Below are 22452 nucleotides of genomic sequence, written 5' to 3' on the forward strand. Positions count from 1 at the left end.
TGCCCCCCACCACGACCTTCGTGGGATCATCCGCACAAACAAAAAAGGCCCGGCGGAGATCACTCCACCGGGCCTTCCCTTATCTCGCCGTCCGCGCCAATCAGTCGCGATTGCCCATGAAGCGCAGCAGGAACAGGAACATGTTGATGAAGTCGAGATAGAGGTTCAGCGCCCCCATGACGACCGACTTGCCCATCATGTCCGTGCCCGCGACATGCGCATAGATGCTCTTGATCTTCTGCGTGTCATAGGCTGTCAGGCCCGCGAACAGCAGCACGCCGATGAAGCTGATGACCAGATCCATCACGCTCGATTTCAGGAACAGGTTGATCAGGCTGGCGACCAGCAAGCCAACAACACCCATGATCAGGAAGGTGCCGAAGCCCGACAGATCCTTCTTGGTGGTATAGCCAAACAGGCTCAGCCCCGCGAAAGCCGCCGCCGTCGCAAAGAAGGTCTGGCCGATCGACGTGCCGGTATAGACCAGGAAGATGGACGAGAGCGACAGGCCCATCACCGCGGCATAGGCCCAGAACAGCCCCTGCGCCGCCGCCGTCGACAGCCGGTTGATGCCAAAGCTCAGCACCATCACGAACACCAAAGGCGCGAACATGATGACATATTTCAGGATGCCGGGACCGCCCAGCACCTGCAACGCCAGCCCGCTCGACGCAAACAGCACTGCGACGATGCCCGTCAGCAGCACGCCGCTCGCCATATAATTATAGACCGACAGCATATAGCTGCGCAGACCGGCGTCGTACGCCGCGCCCTGCGCGACGCTGCTGCCGCCAAAGCCCGCAATATTGGAACGGGGATCGGACCAGTTGGCCATGAAAATTCTCCTTCGTCGGCGTCACTGTCGCCGCATGATTCATTATCGGCGCTTATGCCCGGATATTCAAGCGCTGTCGTAACCACACTGGCCTAACGCGCGGTAAAGCCTATAGTCGCCGCGTCATGCACCGCCTGTTCGTCGCCATCCGCCCGCCGGCCAGCCACCGCGCGCCATTGCTTGCACTGATGGGCGGAGTCGCGGGCGCCCGCTGGCAACGCGACGACCAGTTGCACCTCACCCTGCGCTTCATCGGCGAAGTCGATCGTCATCGCGCGACTGACATCGCCGATACGCTGCGCACCATCCGCTTCGCTCCGTTCGACGTCAGTGTCTCAGGCGTTGGCGCGTTCGACCGTCGCGGCGTGATCGACACGCTCTGGGCCGGGGTCCAGCCGCGCGATCCGCTCGCCAGCCTGCATCGCAAAGTAGACCGCGCCTGTGTCGCACTTGGCCTTCCGCCCGAAGAACGGGCTTACCTGCCCCACATCACCCTCGCCCGCTTCGGCCGGACGGGGGCGCTGGTCGACCCCTTCCTTGCGACCCATGCCGCGCTGACCAGCCCGCCCTTCACCATCGACAGCTTCGCCCTGTTCGAAAGCCGCCTCGGCCATAACGGCGCGAGCTATCATATCGTTGAGGATTATGGGCCAGGCAGCCCGGCCTGAACGCCGGTCCTAGCCCGCCGTCAATACGCCGCAGGCAATCCGCCCGCCCGCATTGCCCGCCGGGTCACTCCTATTGTCGTCGGCCTGCGCATGGATCACCACCGCGGCGCCATCGGCATCCAGCAAGGGCATCGTCCCGCTGCTGATTGTCCCGCCCGCAATGACATATTCGATCGCGCCGGTGCCGTCCGTCCCGACCGTCATATTTGGCATGTCGCCCATATGCGCGCCCGCCGGATTGTCCATGCCATGCTTGCGCCCGGTCGGGTTCCAATGGCCACCGGCACTGGCAAAGTCGGGCGCGGTGCAGGTGCCGATCATATGCACATGTACCGCATGAATACCGGGCGTCAGCCCCGTCGCCTTGACCAGCACATGCAGCCCGTCCGCCGCCTCGGTCACGCTGGCGGTGCCGCGCGCGGACCCATCGCCTGCCGTCAGACTGGCACTGGCCGTTGGCGCAGACGGGTTCGACCCAGTGGTTGCACAGGCCGATGCCGCGATCGTCAGGGGCAAGGCGAGCAATATCGAGGCAAACTTCATGATAAACTCCCGGAGGTCGGCGAACATAGCAGCGAACGCCGCAACGGCGCATTTGTTGCCGATCACCATCGGCCTGTCACCGCATTTTTGCCCGACAATATCCTACCAAGTGCAGCCAAACATGGTCACGCCAACCACCGTTCGCTTCGAGCGAAGTCGAAAAACCGCAATCGCACTGCCCCCCCTGCGCTACAAACCCGCGCGCTACAAGACGGCCAATCTTCCTGATCCGCACACCCAACGCCATTCAGCGCAACGAAAAAGGGGCCGGTCATTCGACCAGCCCCTTCATCTGCTTTCCATCCTTGCGGAAGGAAAAATCTCTTACATGCCCGAACCGGGACCGTAGGTGATTTCCACGCGACGGTTCTGCAGTTCGCGAACGCCGTCGGCGGTTTCGACGCGGGGGTTCGATTCACCGAACGCCTGGGTCGTCATGACGCCATCGGGGATACCCTTCGAAGCCATGTAAGCCTTGACGGCGTCAGCGCGACGCTGCGACAGGCCAACGTTGTAGGACGACGAACCCGACTTGTCCGCATAACCCGCCAGCATGACCTGGGCGCTGCCGCAGTTGCTGTAGGCCGAAACCGCGTTGTCCAGGATGGTGGCGGCGTCAGGCGTGACGTCCGACTTGTCCCATTCGAAGAACACGATGTACGGTCCGGGGCTGCACTCTGCCACTGGCGGCGGAGGCGGCGGCGGGGGAGGCGGCGGGGGAGGCGGCGGGGGCGGGGGAGGCGGCGGAGGAGCAGCCGGTTCGCCGAAGTTGTAGGTCAGACCCAGCAACAGGCTGTGCGTGCGCAGCTTGGTGTCGGCGGTCGAACCTGCGACGCCATAAGCCGTCGTGTAAGCCGGGATCAGCTTGATATCGTCCTGGTTGAAGAAGCGATATTTCAGCGAAACGTCGACATTGCTGGTAACCGGGTAACGAACACCGGCGATTGCCTGCCAGGCAAAGCCCGTGTCGCTGTCGTTGACGATGTCCGAAGCAATCTTGCCGCGCGAAACGCCGACGCCGCCGCCGACAAAGCCCTGCAGGCCATCATCGGGACCGAAGTCCAGCAAGCCGTTCAGCATGAAAGACAGGGCCGAAGCCGCGCCACCAAAACCGCCACCGGTCTTGTCGAGATCGATCTTGGCGCGCTTGTAAGCCGCTTCGGCTTCCAGGCGAAAACCGCCGAAATCGTAGCCGATATTAGCGTCGACATCATAACCCTTATGATAATCGATCGACGGCACCGGACTACCACCGGCAGGAACTGCCGAGAAGGTCATGTCCTGGTCTTCGACCAGCAGCACACCGGCGTCGACGCCGACATACCAGCTGTCGTCACGTGCCATGGCCGGGGTGGCCAAAGCAGTGGTAGCAAGAGCAGCCGCGAGGGCAAGCTTCCGCATCTGAATTCCCCTTTCAAAAGTGTCACGAAGGACTGCTGAAACCCTGTATCGCCAAGAAAGTTTCATAGCAAGTCCACAAATAGTGAAACCGTTGCAAAAATAACGCAGTAAGGTCCTTGAACCCCCTGGGAGACTAATCGCATGGTTCGTGTCGCTAATAGCGGAGCTGCATGACAAGAAAAAGTAAATTCTGACAAAATCAGCTTTCGATCAGCCCGTGTGTCCTTAAAGCAACGAGAATGGCGGCCAGCGTAGAGCGCGCCTCTGCGTCAATCACCGCCCCGCCAGCCGGCGTGCTGATCGCCGCCTGCCGCGTACCAACCACTTTCTCCCCTTCCAGATACAGCCCATCGGCCTGCACCAATGCGTCCCGCCACAGGCTTCCGTCATGAAAAAGCGCATGGCCCCGGTCCGCCACATCGATCGAAAGCCCGGCCCTCGGCGGAACAAAGCGCCACCCCCCGTCGGTCCAGCAGGCGACCGACCCTGTCTGCCCCGCCCAGTCCCCGGTCGCGCCTGCCGCCACGATCCAGCACTGGCCCAGCTCTGGCGTCGCTGGCGGCGTCGCCACATCAGCGCTCTCGACCCTGCCGTGCAGCAGCGCATCGATCCGCACCAGCGCCTCATTGTGGAAAATTTCCTTCTGCGCCTGCCCCGCAAACAGCATCGGCATCGCCCATCGCGCCGTCATGTCCATCACCATCGCTCCCATCCCAAATCCGACATCGCCCGTCAGGTGGTGATCCCGATCACCCCCGCCCGCCCGGTCGCAAAGGTGCCGAGCTGCCGCACCTCCACGCTCAGCGCACCGTCATGCCCGGCACCGCTATCCGCCGCGATCATCGCCGCGTCATAGGTCCAGCCCGGCACCACCGTTTCGGCACTGCGCACCACGACATCGCCATCCAGCACCCGCACGACATAGCGCTCACTCTCTTCGCCCAGCGGCACGTCACCCCCGCTGCTCCAGCGCCACCCCGCCCGACTCCGCCGCGTCCAGCCAATCGTCCTGCCACCCCCGTCCGCCCGCGCCGTCAGATGCACCGGCGCAGGCGGCATCAGCGCCTCACCCGTCACCGCCACCTCGGCCACGACAGGTTCCACATCGCCCAGCCCGATCGCCGACAGTTGCACCGTCCCGCCAACCTCGCCCGTCCCGCCCAGCGTCGCCAGCGGCTCGACCAGCCGTTCCTCCTCGATCAGCAGGAAGGCCTCGCCCGCCGCATGGCCCGCCATCGCCCATTCCGTCCCGCGCAGCCCCCGGCGCAGGTCGGTCAGCCGATAGCTCGCCTCGCCCGTCTGCACCGCCGCGCCAAACTGGATCAGCTCTTGGCCGAGCAGACACAGGTTCCGCCCCTGCGCCAACGCTGCCTCGTCCGCCGACAACAAATCCATATCCGCCGCCAGCACCGTCACCAGCAGTGCGTTCTGCCCGTCCACCATCGTCACGCTACCCGGCGACAGCGCATTATCGGCCACCCCCAACACCGCCCGCGGCGCGCTCCGGCCGATCGGCACCGCCTCGCCCGTCCCGCTCATCGCAAACAGCGCCGCGCTGCGCCATCCCGGCCCCCCGCTCGCCGCCGCGACCACCAGCGGCGCACTCGCCACCCCGTCGGTCAGGCGCGGCAGGTCAGCCAGCACAAGCGTCGTCACCCCATGCGGCGCATCCACCTGCCGCACGATCACGCCGGACGACGCGCCGCCGGGCATCACCCCGCCAGCCCCCGGCACCCGCCGCAGTGACAGCCGCACCGCCATCGCCTCCCACTCGCGCTCCTCGATCCGCCATAGCCCCGGCGCATCGGCCACCCGCACCACCATGCCCGGCGCCAGCCCCAGCGCCGCCCAGCCGCACCGCAGCACCATCGTCGCCCGCCCGGTCCAGCCACTCGCCAGCCGCTCGCCCGCCAGTCCCCGCGCTGCATCCGCCGCCAGCACCGCAGGCAGCTCGATCCCGCGCTCGCTGCGCCCCGGCCCCGGTCGCGTCACCCGCTGCACCCCCGCCTGATAATCGCGCGCCGCGTCATAATGGCGTAGCGACAGCGCCACCGGCACCCCATCCGCCGCCCCGCCGGACTGCTCGACCGCATCGACCAGCCGCCCATTGACCCGCGCCGCCAGCGCGCCAGAGCCAATCTCGTCCACGCTCTCGCCCGCCGCCATCAGCGTCAGCCCCTGCAACGCCAACCCATGCGCCTCGACCAGCGGCGTGATAGCCTCGCGCACATCCGCCCCGCTCGCGGCATAGCCCGCGACACTGGCCAGTCCGGTCCCGCCGATCCGCCCCGCACTCACCGCCGCCGCCACAGTCTCGATCGCCACCGCCCCCGCGTCCGCTTCCACCTCGAACGTCAGCGACGGGATGCGATTGCCATAATCCTCCAACGCCAGATCCTCGAACAGGACATAGGCCTGTCCCCGATGCGCAGGCGTCTCCCCCACGCCCTGCGCCGCCGCGATCAGTGGATCGACCGGCTGATCCTCGCCCCCGTCATGCACCCGAAACGCAGTCACCGCGCTCTTGAAGTCCCCCGCCGCCCCACGCAGCAAATTGCCATCGGCCCAGATCCGCCCGATCGACCGGATTTTCCGCGCCGACAAAGCCACCGCGAAACTCGCCGAATAGCTATAGCTCGTCACGCTCGGCCGCCCCTTGCCGCCGCCGCTTTTCGTTTTCGTCTCGCGCAGGTCGGTGGCCCAGATCACCGTCCCGGCCACCCGCATCGTGCCGAACAATTGCGGCACCTGTGTCCCGTAACTCGATGTCTGCACCTGCAACTCGTTGAGGCGCGGCCCTTCCCGCCCCTTGGGCTTGAACAGCACGGCATGGTCAATCGCATTGCCGATCAGCGCCCCGATGGCCCCGCCGATCGGCCCGCCAATCACCGTGCCTACCGCACTCAGCACCACCGTCGCCATAAATGTCTCCCAAATCGCATCGTGCTCCCGCGCAGGCGGGAGCCCAGTTCAGGCCGTGGGACTGGACTCCCGCCTTCGCGGGAGCACATTCATATCAAGGCCCACCAACCCATCACCGGCCAGGGCGACGCCCCCGGCATCTCGACCACCCGCCGCAACCCGGCATGGGCATGGACGAAGCCGCCGGGCACACAGATCATCAGATGCAATTGCAAAGGCCCCGGCCGCACCAGCGCCACATCGCCAGGCGCACCGCCCGCCACCGGCACCAGCCCAGCCGCGCGCAGCCAGCCCTCGGCCCGCCCGACATCGCCACTGCGCAACCCGTAAGCATGGGGCGCACCCCGCCCCAGCGCCAGCGCCACCAGCCCGACGCAGTCCACGCCAGCCACGCTCCGCCCATGCAACCGAAACGGCACGCCCACCAGCGCCCGCGCCCGCTCCACCGCGCTCATGCGCCGGGATAGCGGGTCAGCAGATCCATCCCCGGCAGATAAGGCTCACCCCGAAAATTCACCCCATTGCCAAAGCGCCCCGCGCAGGTCGCCATCTGCCGGTCGCATCCTTCCGTCAGCAGCGCCAAAGTCCCCGCCATCACCGCAAAGGCGGGCGGATCAGCCAACGTCACTCCGTCCGCCCCATTATCCACCACCGCCTGCACCAGCCCCGCATTCGCCCCGCCCAGCCAGCGCAACGTCCCGAACGCATAATGCCCCGCCACCAGCCCGGTGACAGCAACCTCGGCACCCTCGACCCCAGCCACCGCCACCACGCGCCGCCGCCCCGCCAGATCGACCCGACACGCCCGGTCGCCCAGGCTGGCGCGACAATCGGGCGACGTCGATGGCGCGACCGCCGCCCCCATCACCGCCGCCGCGCCGATCAGTTCCGCGCTGAACGCCGCCCCCTTGCGCGCCACCGCGCCAATCTCGCCCCGCGCCAGCGACAGCCACAGGTCGCCCGGTGCCTCCCAATGCGTCAGCCACAGCTCCAGCGCCGCGCCATCCCAGCGCCCCGCCATCAAATCCGCCTCGCTGATCGCATCACTGGAAAGCGCTCCCGCCAGATCGCTATCCTCGCCCTCCAGCCCGATCCCGCTACGGATCGCCGATGGCGTCATCCCCGGCGCGGCGCGATAGGTCAGCCCGCCGATCACCAGATCGCGGTCATGGCTCGTCAGCCCGATCGTCACCCCATCCCGCCGCTCGATCCGCCAGCAAAAGGCCAAAGTGACGAGCGGCTGCTCCAGCGCCTCGATCATGCTCATTCGCGTATCTCCACCAGCGGCACCGACGGCGCTTCGCCCGCTGCAAAGGTCGCACGGTTGATGTCCAGCCGATCCTCGGCAAAGCGCACCGGCACGTCAAAACGGAACCCGGCGGTCAGCACCACGCCCTCGCCGGGTGGCTCGTCAAAGGCGATGATCCCCATCCCCTCATGGCTCCACCCGCCGACCATCTCGACGCCATCCGCCGCCACCCGGATCGTCCCCGCCACTGGCCGGGTGATGACCCGCCCCTGCGCATCCTCCCCCACACCATAATAGCGCATCAACTGGAACGCGGCCTGCACCCCGTCCCCCACGCCCAGCCTCTGGTCGAGCGGCCCCGGCGCCTGCCCCATCGCCCCGCTGCGATCGTCATAGGGATCGCTAAACCGGAACCCCCGCGCCGCGCCCCGCCGCGCCCGGAAAAACGCGATCAGCGCCCCAATGTCCGCTTCGGACCGCACCCCCGGCCCGGCATCGAAGGACAGCCGCGCATCCGCCCAGTCGCTGCTCCGCCGCTCATGCCCGGACGGGCTTTCGACAATCTGCGTCGAAAAGACCGGCGAAAGACTCGCCTCCCGCCCAATAGCCAAAGGAAACAGCACATCATCAAAGGCTTGCATCCCATCCTCTCCATCGATCCTGAACGCGACAAAGCCATCGCGGCACACCTGCGGCAGCGCCCAGACAAAGGTCGCCGCCGTCCCCCGCGCCACCGACGCCTGCGCCGCCGCGACAATCTCGCGCCACTGCGCCGCTTGGCTCCCCAACAGCACAAAGCCCGCCAGATAATGCTGCTCCTCCACCGGATAGCCGAGCCGCGCCGTCGCCAGTTCCACGCCCCGCGCAGTCAGCCCCGGTCGCCCCTCGGTCACCCAGTCATAATCTTCCAGTTGCAGCACATCGAAGGCAGGCGACGCCCACCCCACCGGCATATTCGCCCGCTTGGCCTCCGGCGCGCGTGGGTCCAGTATCGTCGGCAAATAGGCCAGCAAATGCGTCACCGCCCCCGGCGCGACCGCCTTTACTGCCGCACACAGGGCCGCCGTCGATGCCGCCAGCACCGCCCCCGCCTGATCCAGCAAAGCGCATTGCGCCCCGTCCAGCGCGCCCCAGATGCTCGCAATCGACACCGGACTGCCGCCAAAGGCCGCCCGCGCCGCATCGTCATAGATGCAGATCCGCCCGTCGCCCGGCACCACCCACCACCAGGGCTCGCCCACCTGAAACAGGATCGGCAGTCCCGCTTCCAACCCAATGAAAACAAAGGCACCAGCCACAGCCTGCAAATAAGCCATCGCCCCGCCATGCGCAGGCGACAGCAGGGTAGACGGCGGCACCCACCCCGTCAGCGCCGGATCGCCATTCTCCGCCCGCTGCTTCCAGTCATTCCAGCAATGCGCATCGAACAATTCATAGGATAGCGACCAGATCACATCGAAACCCAGCGCCTTGGCCCGTGCCGCAAAATCCCGATGCCACGCCGCGCACGGCCCGTTCAGCACGCCACCTGCCAGACTGACGTAAAGCCCAGCCCCAACCCGTTCGAGCCGGAAATAATGGCTCATCCCCACATAATGGTTGATCGCCCCGCGATAGCCCAGCGCATGGATCGCCGCGACCACCCGCTCCGGCGTCTGGTTGAAACAGTCATCATAGCCCGTCGCCATGGCCAGCCCATGCTCCGGCACCATGACGTCACCTGTCCCCAGCACGGCCCCCGCCCCGTCGCACGCCATGTCCGACAGCTCAGCCCAGCCCTCGACCGCGCCAGCAAAGGCCGTATCCCCCGCATCATAGTCTGGCGGCACCAGCGATATGAACATCCGGTCCACATCGCCCGCCCACACCGGATCGGCCTCGCCCGGCAGCAGGAAGCCGCCCTCCATCGCGGCAAAATTCAGCGTGATAACCGCATCTTCCGGCACACCACTCGCATAGTTCCACAAGCGCACATACCAGGCGCGCGGATTGCCCGCCGCGTCCCGCCCCTCGATCGTCAGCGTCGGCCCATGCGTCTCGTCCAACTGGCGCAGCCCCCCGCTCCGCCAGCGAAACCGCAGCACGCAAGCGCGAAAATCCCGCGCGGTCTCATAGGCCAGCAAAGGATGGCTCCACCCGTCCGCCGCCTCCCAGATCAACCCCGCCAGATCGCCCGACCCGTAGAATAGCGCATCCACCCGCAGCGAGTCCGCCCCGGTCGTGACCACACTCGCCATCATCGGGCGCGGGAAATTGACGGTCCAGTGGGTCGGCGCAAAGCGCTTCATCCAGCGCATCTCCTGCCCCCGCCGCGCATCCGCCAGCCAATAGTCGATGCCCGCCATCAGCCCAGCGCCCCCTTCACCGCCCGCGCCACCTGCCGCGCACTCCGCGCCAGCAACCGCGCCTCGCTCTCCTGCCCGCGCCCATTCACGGCGATGCTCACCCGCACATCCCGCGCGCCACCGCCATGCGCCACCACCTGCCCGCTGCTCGTCGGCACGAACATCTCCGGCCCGCGCTCGCCGACCATATAGGCCCGCCCCGGCGTCACCGGCCCGCCCGTCGCCCGCCCCGGCAGCCCCAATGCCGACGTCAGCAACGAAGCGCCGAGATTGACGAGGCCACCCCCGCCGCCAGCGCTGCCCATCACCCCGCGCAAAGCACTGGCCGCAATCTCGTCCAGCACCGACAGCGCGATCCGCCGCAAATCCTCAAAGCCGAACTTGCCGGTCCGCACCGCCCGCAACAGCCCCTGCTCGATCCGCCTTCCGGCCCGCTCGGCCCCATCACCAAGCGGCCCCTCAATCCCGGCCCGCATCGCCTCCACGTCCCGGCTCAACCCCTGCGTATCCGCCCGAACCCGCACCACCAGCGTCTCGATTTCCTCGTCCACCAGCGCCTCCCGATCAAAAAATCACCTTCTCCCCGGCGGGGAGAAGGATACGAAGCCTTGGCAGCTTGCTGCCTAGGCGCAGTTGGAAGAGGGGGTTCCACGCCAGATCAATCCGGGAACATCGCCCGCAACCGATCCAGAACCACCCCATCGACCCCCGCATCCACAACCTCATCCTCCCGCGCCGCCCGCAGCACCGCCGCCAGCTCCGCCGGAGTCGCGCGCCAAAACTCATCCGGCCGCCAGCCCAGCAGCCATCCGGCCACCCCCGCCAGCCGCGCCGCCCCTTGCGCAAAGCCCGTCATTTCCCCGCCAATATCTGCTGCAAGATCGCCTTCAGCACCGGCGTCACCTTCGCCAGCCCCACCGCCAATATCGCCTCGCCCAGCGTCTCGCGATCCATCCGATCCCGATCGACCAGGCAATGCCAGAACAAGGCCACGAGATCGCCCAGCGACAATTTCCCGTCCGCCGCCCGCTCGACCAGCGCGAACAGCGGTCCCAGTTCCGCCTCTACCGCCACCAGCGCGGCAAAGCTGGGCCGCAACGCCAGCACGTCCCCGCCAATCTCCAGCGCCGCCTCGCCCCGCGCCTCATTCACGCCGCTCATTCCGACACCACCGCGCCGGAGCTTTCCAGGCTCAGCGCATAATTGCGCTCGCCATTATAGTCCCCGGCATAGTCCAGCCGCGTCACCAGAAAGCGCCCGCGCATCCGCTCGCCGCTTTCGAAACTCAGCTCATAATCCTCGATCGTGCCCGACAGCGCATGGTTGCGAATGCGCACCTCCGCCGCCGATCCGGTGAACAGCCCCGCCGCCGATACGCTGACCGAACGCACCCCCGCACCCGACAGCAATTCGCGCCAGCCGCCCGAATCCTTGGACGTGATGTTCACCGCCTCGCCATTCACGGACAATTGCGTAGTGCGCATCCCCGCCACGGTCGCATATGTTGCCGGAATGTTGCCATCCCCCACTTTCAACAGAAACGCACTTCCCTTTTCGACGCCCATGGCGCATCCTTTCTTCCGATAAAGCGTGCAAAACGCTGGTTAAGGAGAGTCTCAATGATCTTCATCGCACCGCTCATGTTGCTGGCCGCAGCCCCCGCCGCAGACGCTGTCGGCCTGGGCCGCAAGGCCTATTCCCAATGTCTGGCCGACCAGATCAAACCGGGCCTGGAAAAGAAGCTGACGCTCGGCGATTTTCAGTCCGACATGAAAAAGACCTGCGCCGCCAAGGAAGCCACCTTCCGCGCCGCGATCGTCGCCGCCGACAAGGCCGACGGCATGTCCGAAAAGGCAGCGCAAGCCGACGCCGACGACCAGATCGCCGAATATGTCGACAAAATCACCGCGGAATATGAGGACTATAACAAGCCGGGCTGACGGGAATCTCTCTCCCCGATTAAGGGGAGCGATGACGCACCACATCTTCCCTCTCTCCCCGCCGGGGAGAGATACGAAGGCTTGGCAGCCTGCTGCCTAGCCGCAGTTGAGAGGGGGCACGACGCTCGGTGCGATACGCCCCCCTACCCCTCCCGCACAGCCCGCACCCGATAATCCACCACCGCCGACCACCCACCACCCTGCCGCGACGCCCGCGCCACGCGCGACCGCACCAGCCGTGCGGTCACGATCCGCCACCCGTCGCGCACCGCGACCCCCGCCAGCACCGGGTCGATCCGCGCGATCATCCCCGCCAGCCGTCCCGGCGTCTCCCCGCCGTCATGCAGGCCGATCGTCAACCGCACCTCGCGCCCCGCCACATCCTTGCCGCCCCAGTCCGCGCCGATGCATTCGCCAACCACGCCATAGGGCAGGCTGGCCCGCACCGGCTCACCATCAAACAGCCCATTCAGCCCGTCCATCAGCGCGCTATCCGCCCGCAGCGCATCGATCACCGCCGCGCGCACCGCCACTTCAGCGCTCATAACCCACCCCTTCCCGCGTCCCTCAGCGCCAGATCCCGCCACCAGCGCGCCGCCAGCCCACGTCCCGACACCCGCACCGCATCCCCCTCGACCGCCACGACCAGCCCAACCTCCGCCAGCGCCGCCGCCACAGCCGCCCGCCTGCGCGCCGCCCGCTGTTCCACCAGCCGCGCCAGCGCCGCCCTCATCGCAACCGCATCCGCCGCCAGGGTCGCCAAAGCGCGCTCACCACCGCAGGCGGCGCGGCGCTCTCCGTCCCGCGCGCAGAAAAATGCTCCGCCGCCAGCCGCACGATCCCCTGCCGCAGCGCTTCGGGCAGCCCGTTCATCTCGCTCGCCATCCCCGCCGCATAGCGCACCATCAACCGCCGCCGGTCCCCCGCCCGCGTCGATCGCACCCATCCCTCGCCCGCCGCATCAATGTCGATCGCATAGGCATCGACCGGCAAAGCCACCGCCCCGCCATCCGCCTCCACCGCCTCGACACTCTCGATCGCGACGACAGGCCGCGCGCCCAGCCTTTGCCAGTTCCCGTCGCCTGCCACCGTCTCGCGCGCACCCCGCACGATCAGCCACTGCCCGACAAATTGCTCGCACAACGCCGCCGCGCTCCGCAGCAAGCCGGCCAGCACCGCATCCTCGCTACTCGTCTCGATCCGCAAATAGGCCTTCAGCTCGGCCAAAGACGCCGCCAGCGCCCCGCTCTCATCCTGCGCCAGCATCACCGTTCCTCCACCCGAAATGTCACCGACCGCTCATCCACCTGCCCGTCGGACAAAGTGACCCGGTTGGTCAGCCGATACAGATGCCCGACCACCCCCCCGCTCACCCGCACGCTGGTCCGCGCCGCCTCGAAAGCCGACGCCTCAATCGTCAGCCCGCCCGCCTCGACCGGCACCACGTTCCACACGCTGGCAACGACGCTTTGCCCCGCCAGATAGGCCGACCAGTCGACGCCATGGTCGATCCGGCTGTCGGCATCCTTCAGATACAGGCTCATCGGATCCTACTCCCCCCGTCCGCCACCGGGCGCTCGTCCGCCCGCCCTCCTGTCACGCGCAGCCCCTGCCCCGGCCGCACCCCGGCCCGCCACGCACCGCTCCATCGGCTCGCACGCGGATCGGACCGCCCGTCGCTGATCGCCCGCGCGCCAATCGCCTCACCCTGCATCATGGCCGTCTCCCGCCAACAGCGCGTCGATCCGCGCCTCGATCCGGTCCAGCCGCCGCCGCTGCCACGCCGCCTCCAGCGCAAAACATTGGTCATAACGCAGCCCCCATCGCACCGCGCCGTCAGGCAAATCATCGCAGCACAGCAGCCCCAGCCGCACCGCCGCCCCCGCGCCCAGCCGCGCGTCGATCGCGTCGCGCACCCCCTGCGCCATCAGCCCGACATGCACCCGCGCCTCGTCACCCTTCGCCGCCACCGCGTCGCGCCAGCGATAGGTCACCCACTGCACATCGCCCCAGGCGTCGAGCAGCGCATCATCCACCGCCGCGACATCGCATTTCGCGCGCGCATCGGACGTGTTGATCGTGCCCGTAGCGGCGTAGATGACCGACCATCGGCTCGCCGCGCTCCCCAATGTCCGCACATTGTCGGTCAGCGGTTGCAGCACCGCATTGACCATCACCCCGGTCGCCGCCGTGATCCGCATCTTCTCGCTGACCGCCACCGTGCCATCGTCGCTGGTCGAAAAGATCAGCGATGATCGGCGGTCGCTATCGGCGCTGGCTTCCTTGTAACTGGCAATCTGGCAGACGGGATAAAAGACCGTCCCGTCCCCCGCCAGCGACGCCGAAAAATTGATCGCATTGCCCTCACCCACACCCAGATCCTGCGACCCTTCCTGCCAGGACAGGCGCAGCGATTCCTGCGGCGTGGTGTTGGCATTGCTCTGCGAATTGGCCCGCGCGCTGACCCAGGCCAGCGGCGCCACGCTCCCCAGCGTCGCACTCGCGCCATTGCCCACCGTCAGCGCCGCGCTGGTGCTGCTCAGCGCCACGCCATGGCCGAACGTCGCCAGCCCGCTCGATCGACTGAGCGTCAGCACCGTCGAAATATAGGCACCGCTGTCGCCATAGCGGTTGAAGGTGAAGTTCGACCCGGCGTCGCTCCCGCTTTCCGCCGCCGCGGTCTTGCCGACATCCCACCGGGTCGATGTGCCGGTCTGATAATAATGCCGGCAATTATAGCCTGCATCGGCGCGCAGATAATGGCCCACCTCAATGGCCTGCCCGACCCGCGTGGACACGCAGTTGCTCGAAAATGTCGTCGTCGCGGAAAAGCTGTTCGCGCCATTGAGCAACGGCACGCTCGCCCCGCTCGTCCCCACCGCCTGCGTCGCCGCCGATCCCAGTCCCAGCGCCGTCCGCGCCCCCGCCGCACTCACTGCCCCGGTGCCGCCATGCTCGATGGCCAGCGTGCCGCCCAGCGTCAGCGTCCCCGCGCCCGTCACCGGCCCGCCATTGACGGTCAGCCCGGTCGTCCCGCCCGATCCCGCCACCTGCGTCACCGTGCCGACAGTGCTGCTCGTCCCCGCGCCGATATAGGCGCGCATCGCCGCCGCATCCGCCTGCACCAGCGCCCCGCGCCCGAACCCGCTCGTCGCCAGCGCCGCAATCGCGTCCAGCTCCCCGCTCGCCGCCTGCTTGCCCGCCAGCGCCGCCGCCAGGCCGCCAATCTCACCGATCCCATGCCCATGCGCCTCGACCGCCGCCAGCCAATCCGCATGGGGCGTCAACACCACCAGCTTCTCGCCCACGGCAAAATCCACCGCCGCGCCACCTGCCGAAGAGGCCGTCGGCGTCCGCGCCAGCCGCCCCTCTACGTCCAGCCCGCCGACGCCGCACTCCCACTCCGCCGGATGGACCACGCTCAAAATCGCATAAGGAAAAGCCGCGCCCGCCCCGACGCTTGCCGCAAATCCCCGATACCCCAGCACCGCCCCACCCAGCAGCAGCGGCCCGGCCCCGCCATCATGGCAGACCTCGCGCACCAGATCGACCATCTCCAACCCCGTGATCGCCACGCCCCTCTCCCCACAAAAAAGGGGGAAAGCCCAAAAGCCTCCCCCCAAAAACCTTCTCCCCTGGGGGGAGAAGGATACGCAGCCTTACCCGCGCAGCGGGTTAGGCGAAGTTGGAAGAGGGGGAACCACCCCCTCGCCCCTCACGAAGCGGCAAACTTCATCAACTTAATCGCCTCGCTATTCGCCACAGCCCCGCCGATCCGCTTGACCGCATAGAAATGCACGAACGGCTTGTTGCTGAACGGATCGCGCAAGATGCTGGTGTCGCTGCGCTCGGCGATGACATAGCCCGCCTGGAAATTGCCGAAGGCGATCGACAGGCTGCCCGCGCTGATATCCGGCATATCCTCGGCCTCGACCACCGGATAACCCAGCAAAGTCGCGGGCTGCCCCGCACTCAGCGAAGGCTGCCACAAAAACGCGCCATCGCTCGTTTTCATCTTGCGGATGGCGCTCAGCGTCGCGCTATTCATCACGAACGACGCCCCCTGCCGATAGGGCGCACGCAGGCTCTGCACCAGGTCGATCAGCTTATTCTCCGGGTTCGACGCGGCAAAAGCCCCCGCCGCGCCCGACGCGACATATTGCAGCGCGCCGAACGCCCGCACGCTGTCCGCCTCGTCCGTGGTCGTATAGGTCAGGAAGCCCTTGGGCTTGTTCGTGCCATTGCCGTTGATGAAGGCCGCCCCTTCCGCCACCGCAAACTCACGGGCAATCTCGCCCGCCAGCCAGCCCTCGACATCGAACTGCGCATCGTCCAGCATCGCCTGGCTGGCCGCCGGATTGGCGAACAATTCGCCCGACGGCGGCGCAATCTCGTTGAAGCTTGGCGTCCCCGTCTCGGCCCGCGCGCCCGTCTCGCTGGCCCAGCCCGACACGATCCCGCCAGCCGTCACCAGCTTGCGATAGCCCGCCGTCCCGGTCCGCACGACATTGGCGATCGTGCGAATGGGCGAAATGCTTTTGAGCGTCGCATCGATCAGCTGATCAATCTCCCGCGGCACCGCATAACCGCCGGTCGCCCCCGAAGCCCCCGAAAAGCTCTTCAGCTCCACCCCCGCTTCCTGCCCCTGCCGCAAATAGCGATCGACGAAGTTGGCGCGCACCGGATCAACCGCCCCGCCCTTCACCCCATCCAATGCCGGCCGCTGCATAGCCACCCGCATCGCGCTCAAATCCGCCTCCAAAGCCGCAATCCGCTCCCCCTGAAGCACCACATCAAAGCTCCCCTCCAGAGCATCCGTCACGCCGTCCGTCATGTCATTCTCCCGCTGCTTGAAACACGAAAAAGGGCGGCCCCGCATGGGACCGCCCTGAAACTCTCAAAAACCTTCTCCCTTGGGGGGAGAAGGATACGAAGCCTTGCCAGCTTGCTGGCTAGGCGAAGTTGGATGAGGGGGAAGCGCCGCTTGCGTCGCTCATCCCCGCACAGCATAAAACCCCATGCCCCTGACCATCCAGACCGACGGCGCGCAACACATCCCCGCCGCCCTCGACGCCACCACCCTCGCCACCATCGAAACCGCCCTAGCGACGCTGCCAAAGGACCGCCCCGGCCAACGCCTGACCGCCCTCGCCGAACTCGCGCCATTTCTCGCGCCAACCGGCCCCATCGGCTGCCACGCCGCCGCCCATCTGGGCAACGCCGCAAAGCCGGTGCGTGCGATCCTGTTTGACAAAAACGAAGCCACCAACTGGGCGCTCGGCTGGCATCAGGACCGCACCATCGCCGTGCGTCAACGCATCGAAACACCCGGCTTTGGCCCCTGGACGATCAAATCCGGCCTCCAGCATGTCGCCCCGCCGCAATCGCTGCTCGACCGCATGTGTACCTTGCGCATCCATCTCGACCCAGTCGACGCCGACAACGCGCCTTTGCTCATCGCCCCCGGCTCCCACCGGCATGGCCGCATCGCGGAAAGCGATGTCCCAGCCATGGTCGATCGCTGCGGCACCGTCGCCTGCCTCGCGTCGCGCGGTGACATCTGGCTCTACGCCACGCCCATCCTCCACGCTTCAGACGCCGCCGCCAATCCCCGCCACCGCCGCGTTCTCCAACTCGACTATAGCGCCGATGATCTGCCCGGCGATCTGGAATGGCTAGGGATATAGAACCCACAAAAAAACCTTCTCCCCTGGGGGGGGGGGAGAAGGATACGCAGCCTTACCGGCTTGCCGGTTAGGCGAAGTTGGATGAGGGGTAGGCGCGCCCCGGGTAAATCACTCCACCGCAATCACCCGCGCCCCATCCTGCATCGGATGCGTCACCAGACTCACCTCCACCAACTCCAGCGCCAGCAATTCGCGCGGTCCAGCCCCCCGCGCCTCGCGCACCCTATATCCAAACGACAGCCCATCCAGCGCCCCCGCCTTCAACCCCGCCGCCGCCTCGCGCCCGGCCGCCGTCCGTGCCGACACGCGCCCGATCACGCGCAAGCCCCGCGCATCCTCCTCCAGCCGCTCGACCGATCCGATCACCTGCCCTGGCCCATGCTGCCACAGCAACGGCACCCCCGCCGCGCGCACGCCACCAAACGCCCCCGCCCGCACCACATCCCCGCCCCGGTCCACCCGATCGAAAATCGCCGCATAGCCCGCAAAGCGCACGTCATCGCCCCTAAAACCCCCGTTCGCCCTGAGCCTGTCGAAGGGTTTGCCTGAGCCTGTCGAAGGCTTCTGACCTCGCTCCGCTCGGCCAAGGGCTTCGACTTCGCTCAGCCCGAACGGAACAGGTGACAGACGCACGCTCACGCCCTGACCAACCCGACCAGCCCGGTCTTGACCGCAATCCCCAGCAACAGCAGCGCCAGCGCGATCCGCACCATCCAGCCGATCACCGCCCCGCGCGCCGCCTTCTTCGCGTCGCGCCAGGCGCGCAGCAATTCGCGCAGCTCCCGCACATCGCCCTCCGCCCGCCGGTCGGCCAGCCCCAGCCGCTCCAGCGCCCGACCCGCGCCCAGCTCGCTCGCCTCTTCCACCAGCGCCCGGATCATCACCATATCCGCGGCCCCCGGCCCGCCATCGGCTTGCGCCACCAACCGCGCCAGCATCTCGCCATCCTGTTTCATCACGCCCTCCAATCCCCTCGCCCCGTGGGGGAGAGGGATACGAAGCCTTGGCGGCGCAGCCGCCTAGGCGCAGTTGGGAGAGGGGGAACCGCCGCCCGCCTCACAGCCCCAACAGCCTCTTCTTCTCCTCAGCCGACAGGAAATCCGCCCCCGCAACCCGCTCCCACAGCGCCGCCCGCTCATCGCTCAGCGCCGCCACGCCATCCAGGTCCGGCTCGATCCGCAGCCCCGGCCACCAGCCGCTCAATCCCTGCCCCAGCCCCGCGCATATCTTCCCCACCAGCGGCAATATCGTCTGCCGCCACAGCGCCTTGTTCGCCTCGCGATAATTGGCGTAGCTATTGTCGCCGGGCAGCCCCATCAGCATCGGCGGCACCCCGAAAGCCAGCGCAATCTCCCGCGCCGCCGCCGCCTTCAATCCCACAAAATCCATCTCCGCCGGCGTCAGGCTCAAAGCCTTCCAGCTCAGCCCGCCCTCCAGCAGCATCGGCCGCCCGGCATTGGCCGCGCCTGCAAAAGCGATCTCCATCTCGCGCTTCACCCGCTCATATTGGTCGGGCGCCATCACCGATCCGTCGCCCGGATCGTAAACCATCGCCCCGCTGGGCCGCGCCGCATTGTCCAGCAGCGCCTTGTTCCACACCGTCGCCGCATTATGGATCGCCACCGCTCCCGCCGCCGCGCCGACACAGCCCAATCCATAATGATCGTCCAGCGGATGCAGGCTTTTCAGATGCAGCACAGTGGTCCGCCCCGCCCCATCTTCGGGCGACAGCCGCGTCACGCTCTCCCCGACGCGATAGAGGTAAGCCGCCGGCCACCCCCGCGCATCCGCCTCCACCGAGACCCGTTCGGGCCGCAACGCAAACAGCTCCGCCGGCATCCCGTCCGCCCCGCCAATCAGCTGCACATAGGCATTGCCGTGCAACAGCAAATGGCAGGCCAAAGTCTCCACCAGGCCCTGCCCCGCAGACGCCCGCGCCACCAGCGCCAGCACCCGCGCCCCATCCGCCACGCCAGCGACTTTCAAAGCCGTCGCCCCCGCGCCTTCCGACACCAGCCGCATCGCCCGCTGCGCCACCGGATTGCCGATCACCCCCGCGCGCAACTGCGCCTCATAGCTGGCCGGCCACTCCCCCAGCGCCACCGCGCCCGTCCCCCAGGCGCGCGCCAGCACCGGCCGCACATCCGCCGGCGCAGCGGCCTTCATCCCAAAAAATTTCATATCCTGTCCCCAAAACGCAAAAACCCTCTCCCTGGTGGGGAGAGGGCTAGTGAAGGTTGGTGGCGAAGCCGCCTACCGAAACTGGGAGAGGGGGATCAACGCCCCCTCACGCTAAATCAAGGATTACGCCGCAACACCCGGTCGCAGGTCGAATTCGTCCCCTCGCTCTTGCCGATCACCCGCCCCGCCAGCGCCCCGGCACCCGCGCCCAGCAGCGTCTCGCCCAAGCCGCCGCCTGCAATCAGCCCGACGCCAGCACCACCGGCCGCGCCAATCACCGTGCCCTTGTCGCGCCCCTTCTTCGCCTGGATCAGGCAATAGCGCACATCATCACGATCCCGCGGCACCGCCCGCGCCACCCGCGCGCGCTCCTTGGCGCTCAACGTCACCGCAATCACCGGCGTCGCCACCAGCGTCGCCCCGACCAGCGCGCCCAGAATTTTGATCGCATTCACAGTAGCTACCTCTCTGGAAATCTCTAATTCCAAACAAGTGATGCGACCATGAGTTCCGATAACGTCATGCCAAATGATAAGCCCGCTCTGCTGCGACAGCGATCGGCATAACTTGGGAGGAACTTACCGAAGCCTTGGTGTCTTTTGCTGTGGTTTCAAGCCAATACATCACAACCCGACGCAAAATTCCGCCTGAAATGGATGTACGCAAACTATCATAAAAAATTGCATAGATAGCAAAACGCATAAATTGACGCGCTTGCCCATCCGACAACTCGTTGATAGCATTAGCAACCTGATCTTGAGTATGGGAACGCTTAAAAACTACCGATACGAGAAGCGCGCGGGTTAAACTTCCGTCACCCGTTCGATGCGACAAAGCCTCAACCAAATCTCCCAAAATCGGATTAAGGCTTTTGTCCTCAAGGAGCACCTGTGCGCTCGACTCAAGGTTTCCCCAAACACGATCTGCAAGAACGAGGCGCACAGTACTGCGGCGCACCCACCATGAGACAAAAAACGGAGCCGCCAGGATAACGGCGGCGATTCCAATCACCCACATATCATCCCTCTCTGTTCATTTCCGTCTGTTCTGCCGATTCGACGTTAATTTTTTCCGACTAATGCCAACACGCTCATCCAGTTTCCGCATTTCGGTTCTGTGAACGATCAACTCTCGGATAACGCCATTGGGCAAGAAACATAGCACAAACGCAATCGCAAGGATAACGCATATAAACGCAATTGGATGCGCTACAATGGTTCCGATCAATTGCTCAACGAAACCAGATGCTTTTTCGGCATCTTCGATTGTTTTGGTAACCCCCATATGTGGTGCGTCACAAGGGTGAAGGATTGAGCCAAGTCGAAACTTGGCCACCCCTCAAAACCCCCGCACCCGCGCCTCCCCCCTCTTCCCCAGCATCAGCTCGGTCAGCGCCCACACCAGCGCATCGGCGCGATCGGGCGATCGTCCCGGCCCGACATAGCCGCCACCCGTCAGCAGCCCGCACATCTCATCCTCCAGTTGCGGAAACGCCCCACGATGCGCCACCCGCCCGGCCTCGTAGAGCGCCGCCACCGGCTCCGCCCGCGCCACCTTGCCGCGCGAAGCATGGACCAGCTTCAGCGGCAGCCGCTCGTCCGCCGCGCGCAGCACGCTGGCGACCATCTCGCCGCCATTATTCGCTTCGGCCACCACCTTGTCCGCGCCATGCACGGTCGCCGCCGCCGCCACCGCCCGCGCCCAGCTTTCCGGCGAACACCCCTCGACACTCGCATCCGCAATCACATAGGCCCGCCCGTCACCGCCGATGCCCGCCACCACGATCCCGCAGGCATCGCCATGCGCCGACGCCGGCGGATCGACCGCCACCACCACCCGGTGCAACGCCGCCCCGTCACCTGCCCCCGGCACATGCGCCACCCGGCACCGCTCGATCAGGTCGCGGCTCCACAAAGCGCCCTCCACCTCCTCGATCAGCTCGCCGTCCAGTTCCTGCCGCCCCAGCCGCGTGCCGCCATAGCTGCGCTCCATCGCCTCGACGAACCCGTCGGCCAGGTTCGCGCGATTGTCCGCCGTCCGCCCGCGCGTCACCACCACGCTCCCCGCCGCTGCATCCGCCACCAGCCGCCGCACCAGCGCCACCGGGCGCGGCGTCGTCGTCGCCATCACCTGTGGCCGCCTGCCCAGCCGCATCGCCATCATCAAATTGTCCCACGCCCCTTGCGCAAAGGGCCATTTGGCGATCTCGTCGGCCCAGCCATGGCTGAACTGCGGCCCGCGCAGACTTTCCGGCTCCGCCGCGCCGAACAGGGTCGCCACCGCGCCATTGGGCCATGTCAGCTTGCGTAGCGCAGGCGCAAAGACCGGGCGGCACCACCAGGGCGCAATCGCCAACAGGCCCGACGCCCCTTCCACCATCACCCGCCGCGCCTCGCCCAGCGTTGCGCCGACCAAAGCGATCCGCGCGGTAGGATCAGCCTCCGCAATTCCGCGCACCCACTCCGCCCCGGCCCGCGTCTTGCCGAACCCGCGCCCAGCCATCATCAGCCAGACACGCCAGTCACCCTCCGGTGCCAGTTGCCCCGGCCGCGCCAGCCAGTCCCATTCATATTCTACCCGGTCGCGGCCCGCCTCCTTGAGCAACCGCCGCACCTTGGCCTGCTGGTCCGGCCACGCATCCAACCATTCGATATGCGAAGTCTCCATCGCCCTCCCCTTGC

Annotated in this window: 29 protein-coding genes; 4 read left to right on the plus strand and 25 right to left on the minus strand. The window is 66.8% G+C overall.

All coding sequences use genetic code 11. The features are described 5' to 3' along the window. Positions 1-100: 100 nt before the first annotated feature. Entirely contained in the window at positions 101-835 is a 735-nt protein-coding gene (locus D0Z70_RS05090; RefSeq protein WP_119744342.1) for a Bax inhibitor-1/YccA family protein, read from the minus strand. A gap of 125 nt (positions 836-960) precedes the next feature. Here D0Z70_RS05090 and thpR point away from each other — a divergent pair, with 125 nt between their 5' ends. Next, positions 961-1503 carry an RNA 2',3'-cyclic phosphodiesterase gene (thpR, locus tag D0Z70_RS05095; RefSeq protein ID WP_119744343.1) on the plus strand — a complete coding sequence of 181 codons (543 nt, stop codon included), beginning with the start codon at positions 961-963 and terminating at the stop codon, positions 1501-1503. Between the two features lie 9 nt (positions 1504-1512). Here thpR and D0Z70_RS05100 read toward each other — a convergent pair whose 3' ends face one another. Beyond that, on the minus strand, positions 1513-2046 hold the full coding sequence (locus D0Z70_RS05100) for a superoxide dismutase family protein (protein WP_119744450.1): 534 nt from the start codon (positions 2044-2046) through the stop codon (positions 1513-1515). A gap of 55 nt (positions 2047-2101) precedes the next feature. On the opposite strand from D0Z70_RS05100, the gene D0Z70_RS24560 reads away from it, so the two are divergent. Further along, a complete protein-coding gene (locus tag D0Z70_RS24560) occupies positions 2102-2395 on the plus strand; it encodes a hypothetical protein (protein WP_147418738.1) in 294 nt (97 codons plus the stop codon). On the opposite strand, the gene D0Z70_RS05105 is transcribed toward D0Z70_RS24560, so the two are convergent. The 10 genes from D0Z70_RS05105 to D0Z70_RS05150 form a co-directional block, all read right to left on the minus strand. Next, the gene (locus D0Z70_RS05105) at positions 2371-3447 is read right to left on the minus strand and encodes an OmpA family protein (protein ID WP_119744344.1); all 1077 of its coding nucleotides are present in this window, start codon (positions 3445-3447) and stop codon (positions 2371-2373) included. The genes D0Z70_RS24560 and D0Z70_RS05105 overlap by 25 nt on opposite strands. Before the next feature lie 199 nt (positions 3448-3646). Beyond that, complete coding sequence (locus tag D0Z70_RS05110; RefSeq protein ID WP_420820366.1) at positions 3647-4150, minus strand: DUF2793 domain-containing protein; 504 nt, start codon at positions 4148-4150, stop codon at positions 3647-3649. 29 nt (positions 4151-4179) lie between these two features. Further along, positions 4180-6369, minus strand: a complete 2190-nt coding sequence (locus D0Z70_RS05115; protein WP_119744345.1) for a phage tail protein — start codon at positions 6367-6369, stop codon at positions 4180-4182. A gap of 89 nt (positions 6370-6458) precedes the next feature. After that, a complete protein-coding gene (locus D0Z70_RS05120; RefSeq protein WP_119744346.1) occupies positions 6459-6824 on the minus strand; it encodes an NlpC/P60 family protein in 366 nt (121 codons plus the stop codon). Next, a complete protein-coding gene (locus D0Z70_RS05125; protein WP_420820367.1) occupies positions 6821-7636 on the minus strand; it encodes a DUF2163 domain-containing protein in 816 nt (271 codons plus the stop codon). The genes D0Z70_RS05120 and D0Z70_RS05125 overlap by 4 nt, the downstream gene beginning before the upstream one ends. Further along, a complete protein-coding gene (locus D0Z70_RS05130; protein ID WP_119744348.1) occupies positions 7633-9963 on the minus strand; it encodes a DUF2460 domain-containing protein in 2331 nt (776 codons plus the stop codon). The genes D0Z70_RS05125 and D0Z70_RS05130 overlap by 4 nt, the downstream gene beginning before the upstream one ends. Continuing rightward, a complete protein-coding gene (locus D0Z70_RS05135) occupies positions 9963-10514 on the minus strand; it encodes a tail tape measure protein (protein ID WP_119744349.1) in 552 nt (183 codons plus the stop codon). The genes D0Z70_RS05130 and D0Z70_RS05135 overlap by 1 nt, the downstream gene beginning before the upstream one ends. Before the next feature lie 107 nt (positions 10515-10621). Then, positions 10622-10819, minus strand: a complete 198-nt coding sequence (locus D0Z70_RS05140; protein WP_119744350.1) for a phage tail assembly chaperone — start codon at positions 10817-10819, stop codon at positions 10622-10624. After that, a complete protein-coding gene (locus tag D0Z70_RS05145) occupies positions 10816-11124 on the minus strand; it encodes a gene transfer agent family protein (protein WP_119744351.1) in 309 nt (102 codons plus the stop codon). The genes D0Z70_RS05140 and D0Z70_RS05145 overlap by 4 nt, the downstream gene beginning before the upstream one ends. Then, positions 11121-11528, minus strand: coding sequence for a phage major tail protein, TP901-1 family (locus tag D0Z70_RS05150; RefSeq protein WP_119744352.1), 408 nt, complete (start codon positions 11526-11528; stop codon positions 11121-11123). Before D0Z70_RS05150 ends, D0Z70_RS05145 begins: the two co-directional genes overlap by 4 nt. A gap of 54 nt (positions 11529-11582) precedes the next feature. On the opposite strand from D0Z70_RS05150, the gene D0Z70_RS05155 reads away from it, so the two are divergent. Then, complete coding sequence (locus D0Z70_RS05155; RefSeq protein ID WP_119744353.1) at positions 11583-11903, plus strand: hypothetical protein; 321 nt, start codon at positions 11583-11585, stop codon at positions 11901-11903. Between the two features lie 143 nt (positions 11904-12046). Here the strand turns inward: D0Z70_RS05155 and gp17 are convergent, their stop codons facing one another. From gp17 to D0Z70_RS05185, 7 genes are all read right to left on the minus strand, one after another. Further along, positions 12047-12448 carry a tail completion protein gp17 gene (gene gp17, locus D0Z70_RS05160; protein ID WP_119744354.1) on the minus strand — a complete coding sequence of 134 codons (402 nt, stop codon included), beginning with the start codon at positions 12446-12448 and terminating at the stop codon, positions 12047-12049. Further along, positions 12445-12636, minus strand: coding sequence for a hypothetical protein (locus tag D0Z70_RS05165; RefSeq protein WP_119744355.1), 192 nt, complete (start codon positions 12634-12636; stop codon positions 12445-12447). The genes gp17 and D0Z70_RS05165 overlap by 4 nt, the downstream gene beginning before the upstream one ends. Beyond that, entirely contained in the window at positions 12633-13169 is a 537-nt protein-coding gene (locus D0Z70_RS05170) for a head-tail connector protein (protein WP_119744356.1), read from the minus strand. The genes D0Z70_RS05165 and D0Z70_RS05170 overlap by 4 nt, the downstream gene beginning before the upstream one ends. Then, positions 13169-13447: a phage fiber-tail adaptor protein gene (locus D0Z70_RS05175; RefSeq protein WP_119744357.1), complete on the minus strand. Its 279-nt coding sequence runs from the start codon at positions 13445-13447 to the stop codon at positions 13169-13171. The genes D0Z70_RS05170 and D0Z70_RS05175 overlap by 1 nt, the downstream gene beginning before the upstream one ends. Next, positions 13444-13620 (minus strand): hypothetical protein, encoded by a 177-nt coding sequence (locus D0Z70_RS24835; protein ID WP_182913843.1) that lies wholly within the window; start codon positions 13618-13620, stop codon positions 13444-13446. Before D0Z70_RS24835 ends, D0Z70_RS05175 begins: the two co-directional genes overlap by 4 nt. Further along, a complete protein-coding gene (locus D0Z70_RS05180; RefSeq protein WP_147418739.1) occupies positions 13607-15478 on the minus strand; it encodes a tail fiber domain-containing protein in 1872 nt (623 codons plus the stop codon). Before D0Z70_RS05180 ends, D0Z70_RS24835 begins: the two co-directional genes overlap by 14 nt. A 140-nt stretch (positions 15479-15618) precedes the next feature. Next, on the minus strand, positions 15619-16737 hold the full coding sequence (locus tag D0Z70_RS05185) for a phage major capsid protein (protein WP_119744452.1): 1119 nt from the start codon (positions 16735-16737) through the stop codon (positions 15619-15621). Between the two features lie 184 nt (positions 16738-16921). On the opposite strand from D0Z70_RS05185, the gene D0Z70_RS05190 reads away from it, so the two are divergent. Then, entirely contained in the window at positions 16922-17590 is a 669-nt protein-coding gene (locus D0Z70_RS05190) for a phytanoyl-CoA dioxygenase family protein (RefSeq protein WP_119744359.1), read from the plus strand. Between the two features lie 108 nt (positions 17591-17698). Here the strand turns inward: D0Z70_RS05190 and D0Z70_RS05195 are convergent, their stop codons facing one another. From D0Z70_RS05195 to D0Z70_RS05215, 6 genes are all read right to left on the minus strand, one after another. Then, on the minus strand, positions 17699-18085 hold the full coding sequence (locus D0Z70_RS05195) for an HK97 family phage prohead protease (protein WP_119744360.1): 387 nt from the start codon (positions 18083-18085) through the stop codon (positions 17699-17701). A 140-nt stretch (positions 18086-18225) separates the two neighbouring features. Continuing rightward, complete coding sequence (locus D0Z70_RS05200) at positions 18226-18546, minus strand: DUF6127 family protein (protein ID WP_119744361.1); 321 nt, start codon at positions 18544-18546, stop codon at positions 18226-18228. A gap of 100 nt (positions 18547-18646) precedes the next feature. Further along, positions 18647-19771, minus strand: a complete 1125-nt coding sequence (locus D0Z70_RS05205) for a phage portal protein (protein WP_119744362.1) — start codon at positions 19769-19771, stop codon at positions 18647-18649. Between the two features lie 116 nt (positions 19772-19887). Next, positions 19888-20226, minus strand: coding sequence for a hypothetical protein (locus tag D0Z70_RS05210; protein WP_119744363.1), 339 nt, complete (start codon positions 20224-20226; stop codon positions 19888-19890). Between the two features lie 64 nt (positions 20227-20290). Further along, positions 20291-20788, minus strand: coding sequence for a hypothetical protein (locus tag D0Z70_RS24565; RefSeq protein ID WP_147418740.1), 498 nt, complete (start codon positions 20786-20788; stop codon positions 20291-20293). Positions 20789-21109: 321 nt separating this feature from the next. Further along, positions 21110-22438 carry a DNA-packaging protein gene (locus D0Z70_RS05215; RefSeq protein WP_119744364.1) on the minus strand — a complete coding sequence of 443 codons (1329 nt, stop codon included), beginning with the start codon at positions 22436-22438 and terminating at the stop codon, positions 21110-21112. Positions 22439-22452 lie beyond the last annotated feature (14 nt).

The sequence above is a fragment of the Sphingobium terrigena genome (genome assembly GCF_003591655.1).
In the GTDB taxonomy this organism is placed as follows: domain Bacteria; phylum Pseudomonadota; class Alphaproteobacteria; order Sphingomonadales; family Sphingomonadaceae; genus Sphingobium; species Sphingobium terrigena.